The organism is Bradyrhizobium betae, from assembly GCF_004123905.1.
Classification (GTDB): domain Bacteria; phylum Pseudomonadota; class Alphaproteobacteria; order Rhizobiales; family Xanthobacteraceae; genus Bradyrhizobium; species Bradyrhizobium betae_A.
Genome location: NZ_MZXW01000035.1, coordinates 277,542 through 289,905, shown reverse-complemented (window position 1 = coordinate 289,905; position 12,364 = coordinate 277,542). Strand labels below are relative to the sequence as shown.

The following is a 12,364-nucleotide window of genomic DNA, read 5'->3' as shown; positions in this document are numbered from 1 at the left end:
ATCGATGATACCTCAGAGGCTGGGGCTGCTTGAGGGGGAGGATATCGTGGGTCTGCTGGTCATGATCCTGGGGCTGGTGCTGTTTTTCGCGGCCCATATTTTCACAACGAAGCGTGACGCACGTGCGCAGGCGATCGCGAGACTGGGTGACGGGACCTACAAGATCCTTTATTCCGTGGTCTCGCTTGGAGGCCTTGCGCTGATCATCTGGGGCTTTGCGCATTATCGCAGCTCCGGCTGGATCGACGTCTGGTATCCGCCGAAGGCGCTGAAGCACATCACGCTCGCGCTGATGCTGCCCGCGGTGATCCTGGTGGTCGCCTCCTACTTGCGCGGGCGCATCTATGCGACGCTGAAACATCCGATGCTGGCCGGCATCAAGCTGTGGGCAGCGGCGCATCTGCTCGCCAACGGCGATCTCGGCTCCATCATCCTGTTCGGCTCGTTCCTGGGCTGGGCGGTGTATGACCGCATTTCGCTGAAGCATCGCACCGATGGCGGCGGCCCGCCGATTCCGGTGGGCGGCGTGACCAACGATCTGATCGCGGTTGCGGTCGGCGTCGTCGCCTATCTGGCGCTGGCGTTTGCGTTCCATCCCGTCGTGATCGGTGTTCCCGTCGTGGGTGTCTAGCCAATCAGCGCAAAACACGTCCGCACGCGTGCGCGGAAGTGTCAAAGCAACAAGCTCGGAGCATTCCGATGGACTGGTCGCAATCTCAGCTCCCGCCGATGCGGCTCGAGGCGCGCTTTGGCGACCGGGTTGTCCCGGCGTTCTGCGACCGGCCGGCGAGCTTGTGGGCGATGATTGCGGACGCATGCGCCCGCAATGCTGATGGCGAGGCGCTGATCGCAGGCAATGTCCGGCTGAGCTGGCGCCAGGCGGTGGAGCAGGCCGCGCGGCTCGCGGCGGGCTTTCGCAAGCTCGGATTACAGCGCGGCGATCGTGTCGCGATCCTGCTCGGCAACCGCATCGAGTTTCCGTCGCTGCTGTTTGCGGCCGCGCATGAAGGGCTCGTGACGGTGTTGATCAGCACGCGCCAGCAGAAGCCCGAGATCGCCTATGTGCTCGCCGATTGCGGCGCCAAGATCCTGATCCACGAGGCCGCACTCACTGAGCGGCTACCCGATGCGCGCGATGTGCCCGATGTGATCCACCGCATCGCCGTCGACAGTGATCCGGCTTTGTCGCGCTTCGCCATACTCGCCGACAATGCGCCGGCCCACGCGCCGGTCGAGGTCGGTGAGGAGGACACCGCGATGATCCTCTACACCTCGGGCACGACAGGCAAGCCGAAGGGCGCGATGCTCGCCCATTGCAACATCGTCCATTCCTCGATGGTGTTCGTGTCCTGCCTGCAACTAACGGAGGCGGACCGTTCGATCGCAGCGGTGCCGCTCGGTCATGTCACCGGCGTCGTCGCCAATATCACGACCATGATCCGCTGCGGCGGTGCGCTGATCATCATGCCGGAGTTCAAGGCGGCCGATTATCTCAAGCTCGCCGCACGCGAGCGCGTCACCTACACGGTGATGGTGCCGGCGATGTACAATCTGTGCCTGCTTCAGCCTGATTTCGACAGCTATGACCTGTCGAGCTGGCGCATCGGCGGTTTCGGCGGCGCGCCGATGCCGGTCGCGACCATCGAGAAGCTCAAGGCGACGATTCCCGGTCTGAAGCTGATGAACTGCTACGGCGCGACCGAGACGACGTCGCCGTCCACGATCATGCCGGGCGAGCTGACCGCGAGCCATATCGACAGCGTCGGCCTGCCGTGTCCCGGTGCGCGCATCGTCGCGATGGGACCGGATGGGCGCGAGCTGCCGTATGGCGAGATCGGCGAGCTCTGGATCCAGAGCGCCTCCGTCATCAAGGGCTATTGGAACAACCCGAAGGCCACGGCCGAGAGTTTTACCGCCGGCTTCTGGCATTCCGGCGATCTCGGCTCGGTCGATGCGCAGGGGTTTGTCCGCGTGTTCGACCGGCAGAAGGACATGATCAACCGCGGTGGCCTGAAGATCTATTCGGCCGAGGTCGAATCCGTGCTGGCCGGCCATCCCGCGGTGATCGAGAGCGCGATCATCGCCAAGGCTTGCCCGGTGCTGGGCGAGCGCGTCCACGCCGTGGTGGTGACGCGCGCGCCGGTGACCGGCGAGGCGCTGCGGGCCTGGTGCGCCGAACGGCTGTCCGATTACAAGGTCCCGGAGACCATGATGATCACTGCCGAGCCGCTGCCGCGCAATGCCAATGGCAAGGTGCTGAAACGACAGTTCCGGGAGCTCCTGGGAGCCTGAACGGGGCGGGTGGTCCCGGGCTCTTCCGGGTGGTTAACGCCTTGATCGGGCTCGCTTTGCCTTGCCACCGCCATATCGTTAGGGTACCCCGCCGCCATGTGGGGACGGGATTCCTGACGCGAACGCTTTGGCGCGCGCACCCGGACGGGCATGGGATTAGCATAAGTGTCTGAATTATTTGACGAAGTCGACGAGGAAGTACGTCGCGAACAGTTCAAGAAGCTGTGGGACAAGTATTCGATTGTCTTCATCGCCCTGATGGTGCTGATCGTGGCCGCCGCCGCTGGCTGGCAGGGTTATAAATACCTGGAGGCCAAGAAGGCCGCCGAGGCCGGGGCCGCCTTCGAGAAGGCCGTCGAGCTGTCTGAGCAGAACAAGCACGCGGAGGCCGAGACGGCCTTCACCGAGCTCGTCGCCAAGGCTCCGTCGGGCTACCGCACCCTGGCGCGGCTGCGTGCTGCGGCCGAGGCTGCCGCCCGCGATCCCAAGGCCGCCGCCAAGATGTATGACGACATCGCCGCGGACCGCAGCGTTGGTGGCGAGTGGCAGGATCTGGCGAAGATCCGCGCCGCCGGCCTCTTGGTCGACAGCGCGTCCTACGCCGACATGCAGCAGCGGCTGGAGTCTTCCGCTGCACCCAAATCGACCTTCCGCCACAGCGCCCGCGAGATGCTGGCGCTGTCGGCTTGGCGCAACAACGACGCCACTGCGGCCCGCAAATGGCTCGACGCGATCGCCGAGGACGGCGAGACGCCATCCAGCCTGCGCTCGCGCGCCGAGGCGCTCCAGGCCCTGCTGCCGCCCGTCGCCAAAAGCTGACCTGACCTTACGAGATACGACATGCGCCGCACGCCACGCTTGATCGCAGCCGCCGTCCTGATCGCCTTCACCGGCGTCCTGGGCGGCTGCTCCAGCTTCGATCCGAGCGACATGCTCGACTGGCTCGACACCAAGAAGAAGCTACCGGGCGACCGCAAGCCGGTCTTCCCGGAGGGCGTGCCGGGCCTCGAGCAGGGCGTGCCGAAGGACATGTACAAGGGCGCCCAGCAACAACAGCCGGATCCGAACGCGCCTGCCGTTGCCTCTTTGCCCGCGGAGCCGCAGCCGCCCGAGACTGCAAAGTCGGGGAAGGGCGCCAAGGCCAGGAAGACGGGACAGCAGACCAGGCCGCCGGCCGCCGCCGCTGCTCCGGCCGAGGCGCCTGCCGGCGAAGTCGATGGCGAGGCCCAGCCCGAGGCGGCACCGCCCGCGGCCGCTCCGCCGCCCAAGCAGAAGATCGTCCGCAAGCGCACCACCGCGCCGCCGCCGTACCAGTCGGTCCAGCAGGCGCAACCGACCCAGACCACGCAGCAGCAATCGCAAGGGGCCTTCCCGGCGCCGATGCCGAGCGGCAGCTTCTCCCGCTAATAATTTCACTGAATTGACAGGCGCAGCCTCCGCGGCGCACGAATGACCAATGTCCTTTTCGATTGCCATTATCGGCCGACCCAATGTCGGCAAGTCGACGCTGTTCAACCGCCTGGTTGGGCAGAAGCTCGCGCTGGTCGATGACCTGCCCGGCGTCACCCGCGACCGCCGTGAGGGTGAGGCCAGGCTCGGCGATCTCGAATTCACCATCATCGACACCGCCGGCCTGGACGAGGGCGCCAAGGGCTCGCTGACCGCGCGGATGCAGGAGCAGACGGAGGCCGCGATCGCGCAGGCCGACGCGCTGTTCTTCGTGATCGATGCCCGCATCGGTCTCACGCCGACCGACCGCGCCTTCGCCGATTTCGCCCGCAAGGCCAACAAGCCGGTGCTGCTGGTCGCCAACAAGAGCGAGGGCAAGCATGGCGATGCCGGCGCGATGGAGTCCTTCGCGCTCGGCCTCGGTGATCCCATCCAGATCTCGGCCGAGCACGGCGAGGGCATGGGCGAGCTCTACGATGCGCTCGCCAAGCTGATGCCGGAGCCCGTCGAAGACGATGAGGATGAAGGCGAGGACGACGCGCCGCTCACCGAGGAAGAGGCCGCGACGCGTCCGATCCGGGTCGCCATCGTCGGCCGGCCCAATGCCGGCAAGTCGACGATGATCAACCATCTGCTCGGCGAGGAGCGCCTGCTGACCAGCCCCGAGGCCGGCACCACGCGCGATTCCATTGCGGTCGAAATCACCTGGAAGGGCCGCGAATTTCGCGTGTTCGATACCGCTGGTCTCCGCCGACGTTCACGCATCGAAGAGAAGCTGGAAAAGCTCTCGGTTGCGGACGCGCTACGCGCGGTGCGCTTTGCCGAAGTCGTCGTGATGATGATGGATGCGCAGAACCGCTTCGAGGAGCAGGATCTGCGCATCGCCGACCTGATCGAGCGCGAGGGCCGCGCGGTCGTTCTCGCCGTCAACAAATGGGACCTGATGGAGAGCAAGGGCGGCGGCGCCATCTCCGGTCTGCGCCGCGATGCCGACCACTTGCTGCCGCAGGTCAAGGGCGTGCCGATCGTCGCCGTCTCCGGCCTGATGGGCGAAGGCATCGATCGCCTGATGCAGGCGATCCAGGATGCTTACGCGCTCTGGAACAGGCGCGTCTCGACCGCGGCATTGAACCGCTGGTTCGAGGAGGCGGTCCAGGCCAACCCGCCGCCCGCCGTGTCCGGCCGCCGTCTGAAGCTCAACTACATCACGCAGACCAAGGCGCGTCCGCCGAGCTTCGTGCTGTTCTGCTCACGTGCCGACGCGGTGCCGCAGTCCTATTTGCGCTACCTGACCAATTCCATGCGAGAGGCTTTTGAGCTCCCGGGCACGCCGGTGCGCATCACCTTGCGTGAAAAGGCCAACCCCTTCGCCCACAAGCGCAAGCGGCCGTCGTGAGCGGCGATGCCGGCGAGGCGATGGTGCAAAGCGCTGCGCCAGTCCGGCGCGGCGCGGTTGCCTTTATCTTCGTCACCATCCTGCTCGACATGCTCGCGCTCGGCGTGATCATGCCGATCCTGCCGAAGCTCATCGAGAGCTTCACCGGCAACGACACGGCGCATGCGGCTCGCATCTTCGGCCTGTTCGGCACCGCCTGGGCGCTGATGCAGTTCGTGTTCTCGCCGGTGCTCGGCGCGCTGTCGGATCGCTTCGGGCGGCGACCGGTGGTGCTGCTGTCGAATTTCGGGCTCGCGGCCGATTACGTGCTGATGGCGCTGGCGCCGTCGCTTGTCTGGCTGTTCGTCGGTCGCGTGATCTCCGGCATCACCTCGGCAAGCATCTCGACTGCGTTCGCCTATATCGCCGATATCACGCCGCCGGAGCGCCGGGCGGCAATCTTCGGCAAGATCGGCGCCGCGTTCGGTGCCGGTTTCATCCTGGGCCCGGCGCTCGGCGGCCTACTCGGGGATATCGATCCGCGTCTGCCGTTCTGGGCATCGGCCGCTCTCAGCTTTGCCAACGCGCTCTATGGGTTGTTCGTCCTGCCGGAATCGCTGGCGCCCGACAAGCGTGCGCCGTTCCGCTGGACCAGCGCCAATCCGGTTGGCGCGCTGCACCTGCTGCGTTCCAATGGGATGCTGGCCGGGCTGTCGATCGTCAATTTCATCGCGCAGGTCGCGCATGTGGTGCTGCCCTCGACCTTCGTGCTCTATGCGACCTATCGCTACGGCTGGGATTCCAAGACGGTCGGGCTGACGCTCGCGATGGTCGGCGTTTGCGCGATGGTGGTGCAGGGACTCGCGATCGGGCCGATCGTGCGCGTGCTCGGCGAGCGGAATGCGCTGGTGATGGGCCTGTGCTGTGGGGCAATCGGTTTCGTGATCTTCGGCGCTGCGCCGACGGGACCGCTGTTCTGGATCGGCATTCCCGTGATGTCGCTGTGGGGCATCTCGGGCGCCGCCATGCAATCGCTGATGACGCGGCTGGTTGCGCCCGATCAGCAGGGCCAGTTGCAGGGCGCGACCGCGAGCGTGCAGAGCGTGTCGCAGCTCGTCGGCCCGTTCCTGTTCACGCTGACATTTTCATACTTCATCGGCACCAGCGCACCGCTGCATCTGCCCGGCGCGCCGTTCCTGCTCGCGGCGGCGTTGATGGTGGTTTGCGCAACGATTGCGGTGCGGACGGTGGGGACCACGAAGACAATCTCGTAGGGTGGGCAAAGCGAAGCGTGCCCACCGCCTCTTGATGTCGCAGAGAGATGGTGGGCACGGCGCTTTCGCGCCATTGCCCACCCTGTGGCAGCGTTGACTGGTTTACTTCTTCACCAGCGGGCACTCGCTGTCCTTGAGCGGCTTGGCCGCGTCTTCAGCCGGGATGGTGGCGACCAGCTTGTAATAGTCCCACGGTCCCTTCGATTCTTCCGGCTTCTTCACCTCGAACAGGAAGGCGGGAATGATCCGGCGACCGTCCTCGCGCAGCGGGCCCTTGCCGAACAGCGGATCGTCGGTCGGGATTTCCTTCATCTTGGCGACGACCTTGGCGCCGTCATGCGGATTGCCGCCGAGGGCGTCCAGCGCCTTCAGGTAATGCAGCACGGCCGCATAATTGCCGGCCTGCGTCATCGAGGGCATCGCCTTGTTGGCCACCTTGTCCTGGAAGCGCTTTGAGAACGCGCGGGTGCCTTCGTTGAGGTCCCAGTAGAAGGATTCGGTGAAGGTGAGGCCGTGCGCGGTCTTCAGACCGAGCGAGTGGACGTCGTTGATGAACAGCAAAAGCGCGGCGAGCTTCTGGCCGCCTTCGACGATGCCGAACTCGGCCGCTTGCTTGATCGAGTTGGTGGTGTCGCCGCCGGCGTTCGCAAGTCCGACGATCTTCGCCTTCGAGTTCTGCGCCTGCAGCAGGAAGGACGAGAAGTCCGACGTGTTGAGCGGATGCTTGACGCCGCCGAGCACCTTGCCGCCGTTCGCGGTGACGACCGCGCTGGTGTCACGCTCGAGCGCGGCACCGAAGGCGTAGTCGGCGGTCAGGAAGAACCAGCTGTCGCCGCCGGCCTTGGTCAGCGCCTTGCCGGTGCCGTTGGCGAGCATGTAGGTGTCGTAGGTGTAGGAGATGGTGTTGGCGTTGCAGGCCTTGCCGGTAAGGTCAGCGCTGGCGCCGCCATTGTTGAGCAGGACGGCGTTCTTTTCCTTGACGACGTTGCTGACCGCCAGGGCGACGCCCGAGTTCGGCGTATCCGCGATCACGTCGACCTTCTGGGTATCGATCCACTGGCGCGCGATGTTGACGCCGACATCAGGCTTGTTCTGGTGATCGCCGCTGATCACCTCGATCTTCCAGCCCTTGGCGCGGATACCGGAATCTTCCACCGCCATGTTGATGGCCGCCACGGCGCCGGGGCCGCCAATGTCGGCGTAGAGGCTGGACATGTCGTTGAGCACGCCGATCGTGACGGTCTTGTCCTGAGCGGACGCGGATGTGGCAAAACCGAAAGCGGCACAGGCGAGCAGGGCCGCAGAGCGGCGCGCGAACGTCGTCGTCATAAAAGGTTTCCTCCATTGTCAAATATGCGGACGGCTCTCTTGAGGGGCCTTGGTCCGGCTGATGGCTCTACCGTGTCCCGCGGTCTGCTGCAATGCGCCTAAAGCCGGATGACGCCATCGTTGTCGCGTCATCCGTCGGTTAACTTTTGGGCAAAATGCGTTGAGACGCTATTTGAGTGCATCCGATGTCAGCTTGAATTTCTGGATGCGCTTTCCGGTATCGACCTCGGCGGTATAGACGTTACCCTTGGAATCGATCGCCATGGCATGCACCCAGTGGAATTGCCCGGCATTGCGGCCGTTGTGGCCGAAGCTGCCGACCACGCTGCCGTCGTCGCGCTTGATCACCCGGATCTCGTTGTTCTCGCCGTCGGCGCTGAGCAAAAAGGTCTGCTTCGGGTCGGGCCAGATCGCGATGTCCCACACCGCGCCGTTGCCGAGCGTGTTCTTCTCGAAGAAGAACTCTTTCACGAAGGTGCCGTCCTTCCTGAACACCTGGATGCGGTTGTTGATGCGGTCGCAGACATAGACGAGCCCATCATTGGCGAGCTTCACGCAGTGGACGGGATTGCCGAACTGCTGCGACACCGGCGCCTTGGGATCATACGCCGCCTGCTTGCTGTCATCAGGCTTGTTGCCGTAGGCGCCCCAGTGCCGCTTGTAGGCGAGCGTGGTCGCATCGAACACGATGACGCGGCGGTTGCCGTAGCCGTCGGCGACGTAGATCTCGTTCGCTGCCTTGTCGATCGCGGTCTCGGCAGGCTTGCCGAGTTGGGTCGTGTCGTTGCTGCCGAGGCTCGGCGCGATCTTGCCGATCTGCGCCACGAACTTGCCGTCGAGCGTGAACTTCAGGATGGCGTTGTCGTTGTCGGCATTGCCGCCGACCCAGACGAAGCCGCGCTCGTCGACCTCGATGCCGTGCTCGCGGCCGACCCATTCATAGCCTTCGCCCGGTCCGCCCCAGGACCGCAGCAGATTGCCATCCGTGTCGAATTCGAGCACGGGCGGCGCCGATACGCAGCACTTCGAGCGGGGCGGGTTGAGGCTTGCGCCTTTTTCGTCGTCGGTGAGCGAGCGCGGGCGATGGATCACCCAGATATGGCCCTGCCAGTCCACGGTGATGCCGCCGACCTGGCCGAGGATCCAGTTGTTCGGCAGCGGCTTTGGCCAGGAGGCATCGACCGTGAAGGTCGGGACATCGCCGGCGGTTGCCGCGCCCGGAAGCGCAAAGGCGATGGCTGCGATCAGGATAGAGAAAGCATGAGAGACATTTGCGAGCGCACGCGAAAAGCCTGCGCGATCATGCCATGGCGCCATGGCGACCTCCCTTTTTTGGCTCTACGGCTTGCTGCCGCTTGAGCGCGGGCAGTCAATCGCGGGGAGGCGGTCAAGTCAATCAGGCAAGGTAATTACGCCGGTGCGCGGAAGCTCATCAGCGTGCGGGTCTTGTAATCGTAGAACTTGCCGGTCTCTGTCCAGTCGGGCGCGCACATCGGCACGATGAATTCGGCGACCTGATCGGCCGTGTCGAGAGTCGCCGGATCCTCGCCCGGCATCAGCGTGGCGCGCATGCGGGTGCGGACCGGGCCGGGGTTGAACAGGTTGACGCGCAGAGGCGTGTTCGCGGTCTCCTGCGCCCAGGCGCGCGCCAGCGTCTCCAGCGCGGCCTTGGAGGCGGCGTAGGGGCTGACATAGGCGGTCGCCTTGTTGGCCGCGCCCGAGGTGATGAACACGGCACGGCCGGCGTCGGACTGCCTCAGCAGCGGCTCCATGCAGCGGATCAGCTGGAAGTTCGCGGAGACGTTGACGGCCATGACGTCGGTGAAGGCCTTCAGCTCGATATGGCCGATCGGCGAGGAGGGGCCGAGCACGCCGGCATTGCCGACGAGGATGTCGAGCTTGCCGTAGCGCTCGTGCAGGCCCGCGCCGAGCCGTGCGATGCCGTCGGAATCAGTGAGGTTGAGCGGCACCAGCGTGACGCTGCCGCCACCTTTCCGGATCTCGTCGTCGAGCTCTTCCAGCCCGCCTTGGGTCCGCGCCGTGGCAACGATATGCGCGCCGGCCTTCGCCAGGGCGATGGCCGTGGCATAGCCGATGCCGCGCGAGGCGCCGGTGACCAGAGCGATACGGTCGGCGAGGGGTTTTGTCATTGGCGGGGTTTTACAGGCGTGGATGGCCGGGACAAGCCCGGCCATGACGGAATTTTGGCTGTCTTAATCGCGCCAGATGGAGTCGGCATTTTTCCGGAACTATCTCGACCGAAGGCCCTGCTAGCTATCTCCGCCACCGCCGCCATAATTGGTTTGCCCGCTTCGATCCGGGCGATCGTCCGGGGTGACCTTGCTGCCTTGGCGAAAGGCAAACCAGATAAACCCGACCAACAACAGGCCGCCGACGATTGCGATGATGGTCTGCATCGTCGCGCTCTCGCGTTAGCTCGCCTCCGCCAGGAGCGACAGCTGCCGCGGCTGCGGCTCAGTATGGGTCTGGTCGGTGAGGTGGGTCGGATACTCGCCGGTGAAGCAGTGATCCGCAAACTTCGGATTGGCGGGGTCGCGGCCGGGTTCGCCCATCGCACGGTACATGCCGTCGATTGACAGGAAGGCAAGCGAGTCGGCGCCGATGAGCTCGCGCATCTCCTCGAGCGAATGCGTCGCGGCCAGCAGGCCGCCGCGGTCGGGCAGGTCGATGCCGTAATAATCGGGATAGAGGATCGGCGGCGAGGCGAGGCGGAAGTGCACTTCCTTCGCGCCGGCGTCGCGCATCATGCGCACGATCTTCTTGGACGTGGTGCCGCGCACCAGCGAGTCGTCGATCAGGATGATGCGCTTGCCTTCGATCGCTGCGCGGTTGGCCGAATGCTTCATGCGCACGCCGGACTCGCGGATCGCCTGCGTCGGCTGGATGAAGGTGCGGCCGACATAATGATTGCGGATGATGCCGAGTTCGAACGGCACGCCGGAATGCTGGCTGTAGCCGACCGCGGCGGGCACGCCGGAATCCGGCACCGGCACGACGACGTCGACCTCGACATGGCTCTCGCGCGCGAGCTGCGCGCCAAAATTCTTGCGCACCTCGTAGACGGAGCGGCCGTGGACGATGGAGTCTGGACGGGAGAAGTAGATGTATTCGAAGATGCAGGGCCGCGGCGCCATCGGCGGGAACGGCTTGTGGATGTCCTGGCCGTTCTCGTCGAACACGATGACTTCGCCGGGCTCGATGTCGCGGACGAAGCGTGCACCGATGATGTCGAGCGCGCAGGTCTCCGAGGTCAGGATCGGGCAGCCGTCGAGGTCGCCCAGCACCAGCGGGCGGATACCGCGCGGATCGCGCGCGCCGACCAGCTTCTTGTTGGTCAGCGAGACCAGCGCATAGGCACCCTCGATCTCGCGCAGCGCGTCGATATAGCGCTCGATGAAGCGGGCGCGCCTGGAGCGGGCGACGAGGTGCAGGATCACCTCGGTGTCGGACGTCGACTGCATCATCGCGCCGCTCTTGACGAGTTCGCGGCGCAGCGTCAGGCCGTTGGAGAGGTTGCCGTTGTGAGCGACCGCGAGGCCGCCGGCATTGAGTTCGGCGAACAGCGGCTGCACGTTGCGCAGGATGGTGGCGCCGGTCGTGGCGTAGCGGACGTGGCCGACCGCCATGTTGCCGGGCAGGCGGTCGATCACCTCGCGGCGGGAGAAGGTGTCGCCGACGAGGCCCAGGCGGCGTTCGGAGTGAAAGCGGCCGCCGTCGTAGGAGACGATGCCGGCGGCTTCCTGGCCGCGATGCTGAAGGGCGTGAAGGCCGAGCGCCGTGATGGCGGCTGCGTCCGGGTGTCCGTAGATGCCGAAGACGCCGCATTCCTCGCGCAGCGTATCCCCCTCCAGGTCGTCCTGTAGCTCGAGCGCGGTTGGGCCGAGATCAAATTGGGCGTCCTGGTCAGGGTGTCGCATCTCGTCCGAGCCTCTCTTTGGGCTAAAATCAACGCGCCGCAGGTTTCTCGATCAGCTTTTTCAGGCCGTCACGAGCCGGTTTGCTGTAGCCGTCGCCAGTGCCCGAAGGCTGCTGGTCGGTATCAGCTTGATCATCATCTGGTTTGTTTTTCTTGAATCTCTTCAAGATGGTGTTCTCGGGGTCATCAGGCAAGAGGGACATCAGCCAATCCCCGGTTCCCTGGAGCACCACGCGGGATTTGGCTCCCGCGACCCAGTCCGGGCGCTGCTTGTCCGGCACCAGCCAGGTGAAGAACAGGAACGCGACCACGACGATCAAAAGCCCGCGAGCGAGGCCAAACAGGAAGCCCAGGGTGCGATCCAGCGCGCCGATGCGCGAGTCCAGGATCATGTCGGAGATCCGGACCGTGATCACGGAGACCACGACCAGAGTACCGATGAACACGCCGGCCACCACGACCACGCTCGCGACGGTGTCGTTGTTGAAATAGGTTTTTGCGGTCGGCAGCAGCTTCGAGAAGGAATACAGCGTCACAATCGCCGCGGCGCCCCAGGCCGCGATCGACAGGATTTCGCGCATGAAGCCGCGGACCATGGCGAGCAGGCCCGAGATCAGCATCACACCGAGCAGGATCAGGTCGAGGAGTGTTACTGGCATCGGCTGGTTTGGTCCGCTCGTACTTCAAAGGTGCTCAGCGAATCGGTGT

At 65.1% G+C, this 12,364-nt stretch carries 12 protein-coding genes; 6 read left to right on the top strand and 6 right to left on the bottom strand.

Translation table 11 applies throughout. The features are described from left to right. The first annotated feature begins 46 nt into the window (after positions 1-46). The 6 genes from B5V03_RS26490 to B5V03_RS26465 all read left to right on the top strand — a co-directional run bounded on the left by B5V03_RS26490 (position 47) and on the right by B5V03_RS26465 (position 6,390). Entirely contained in the window at positions 47-631 is a 585-nt protein-coding gene (locus tag B5V03_RS26490) for an NnrU family protein (protein WP_129273306.1), read from the top strand. Between the two features lie 68 nt (positions 632-699). Further along, the gene (locus B5V03_RS26485) at positions 700-2,292 is read left to right on the top strand and encodes a class I adenylate-forming enzyme family protein (RefSeq protein WP_129273305.1); all 1,593 of its coding nucleotides are present in this window, start codon (positions 700-702) and stop codon (positions 2,290-2,292) included. Positions 2,293-2,457: 165 nt separating this feature from the next. After that, on the top strand, positions 2,458-3,111 hold the full coding sequence (locus tag B5V03_RS26480) for a tetratricopeptide repeat protein (RefSeq protein ID WP_129273304.1): 654 nt from the start codon (positions 2,458-2,460) through the stop codon (positions 3,109-3,111). Between the two features lie 21 nt (positions 3,112-3,132). Continuing rightward, positions 3,133-3,699, top strand: coding sequence for a hypothetical protein (locus tag B5V03_RS26475; RefSeq protein WP_129273303.1), 567 nt, complete (start codon positions 3,133-3,135; stop codon positions 3,697-3,699). A 49-nt stretch (positions 3,700-3,748) separates the two neighbouring features. Beyond that, a complete protein-coding gene (gene der, locus B5V03_RS26470) occupies positions 3,749-5,137 on the top strand; it encodes a ribosome biogenesis GTPase Der (protein ID WP_129273302.1) in 1,389 nt (462 codons plus the stop codon). Next, on the top strand, positions 5,134-6,390 hold the full coding sequence (locus B5V03_RS26465; protein WP_129273301.1) for a TCR/Tet family MFS transporter: 1,257 nt from the start codon (positions 5,134-5,136) through the stop codon (positions 6,388-6,390). Before der ends, B5V03_RS26465 begins: the two co-directional genes overlap by 4 nt. A gap of 102 nt (positions 6,391-6,492) precedes the next feature. Here B5V03_RS26465 and B5V03_RS26460 read toward each other — a convergent pair whose 3' ends face one another. From B5V03_RS26460 to B5V03_RS26440, 6 genes are all read right to left on the bottom strand, one after another. Further along, entirely contained in the window at positions 6,493-7,719 is a 1,227-nt protein-coding gene (locus tag B5V03_RS26460; RefSeq protein WP_129273300.1) for an ABC transporter substrate-binding protein, read from the bottom strand. Positions 7,720-7,887: 168 nt separating this feature from the next. Next, complete coding sequence (locus B5V03_RS26455; RefSeq protein ID WP_129273299.1) at positions 7,888-9,036, bottom strand: hypothetical protein; 1,149 nt, start codon at positions 9,034-9,036, stop codon at positions 7,888-7,890. 92 nt (positions 9,037-9,128) lie between these two features. Beyond that, a complete protein-coding gene (locus B5V03_RS26450) occupies positions 9,129-9,869 on the bottom strand; it encodes an SDR family NAD(P)-dependent oxidoreductase (RefSeq protein WP_129273298.1) in 741 nt (246 codons plus the stop codon). A 120-nt stretch (positions 9,870-9,989) separates the two neighbouring features. Continuing rightward, positions 9,990-10,136, bottom strand: a complete 147-nt coding sequence (locus tag B5V03_RS41670; RefSeq protein WP_164988298.1) for a hypothetical protein — start codon at positions 10,134-10,136, stop codon at positions 9,990-9,992. A 15-nt stretch (positions 10,137-10,151) separates the two neighbouring features. Next, positions 10,152-11,657, bottom strand: coding sequence for an amidophosphoribosyltransferase (gene purF / locus B5V03_RS26445; protein WP_129273297.1), 1,506 nt, complete (start codon positions 11,655-11,657; stop codon positions 10,152-10,154). Positions 11,658-11,685: 28 nt separating this feature from the next. Then, positions 11,686-12,315, bottom strand: coding sequence for a CvpA family protein (locus B5V03_RS26440; RefSeq protein WP_129273296.1), 630 nt, complete (start codon positions 12,313-12,315; stop codon positions 11,686-11,688). Positions 12,316-12,364: the final 49 nt, after the last annotated feature.

What these genes read in the sequence shown, in the direction of transcription:
- B5V03_RS26485 (WP_129273305.1), top strand. Translation starts at nt 700, where the DNA reads ATGGACTGGTCGCAATCTCAGCTCCCGCCGATGCGGCTCGAGGCGCGC.
- B5V03_RS26475 (WP_129273303.1), top strand. Translation starts at nt 3,133, where the DNA reads ATGCGCCGCACGCCACGCTTGATCGCAGCCGCCGTCCTGATCGCCTTC.
- der (WP_129273302.1), top strand. Translation starts at nt 3,749, where the DNA reads ATGTCCTTTTCGATTGCCATTATCGGCCGACCCAATGTCGGCAAGTCG.
- B5V03_RS26460 (WP_129273300.1), bottom strand. Translation starts at nt 7,719, where the DNA reads ATGACGACGACGTTCGCGCGCCGCTCTGCGGCCCTGCTCGCCTGTGCC.
- B5V03_RS26455 (WP_129273299.1), bottom strand. Translation starts at nt 9,036, where the DNA reads ATGGCGCCATGGCATGATCGCGCAGGCTTTTCGCGTGCGCTCGCAAAT.
- B5V03_RS26450 (WP_129273298.1), bottom strand. Translation starts at nt 9,869, where the DNA reads ATGACAAAACCCCTCGCCGACCGTATCGCTCTGGTCACCGGCGCCTCG.
- B5V03_RS41670 (WP_164988298.1), bottom strand. Translation starts at nt 10,136, where the DNA reads ATGCAGACCATCATCGCAATCGTCGGCGGCCTGTTGTTGGTCGGGTTT.
- purF (WP_129273297.1), bottom strand. Translation starts at nt 11,657, where the DNA reads ATGCGACACCCTGACCAGGACGCCCAATTTGATCTCGGCCCAACCGCG.
- B5V03_RS26440 (WP_129273296.1), bottom strand. Translation starts at nt 12,315, where the DNA reads ATGCCAGTAACACTCCTCGACCTGATCCTGCTCGGTGTGATGCTGATC.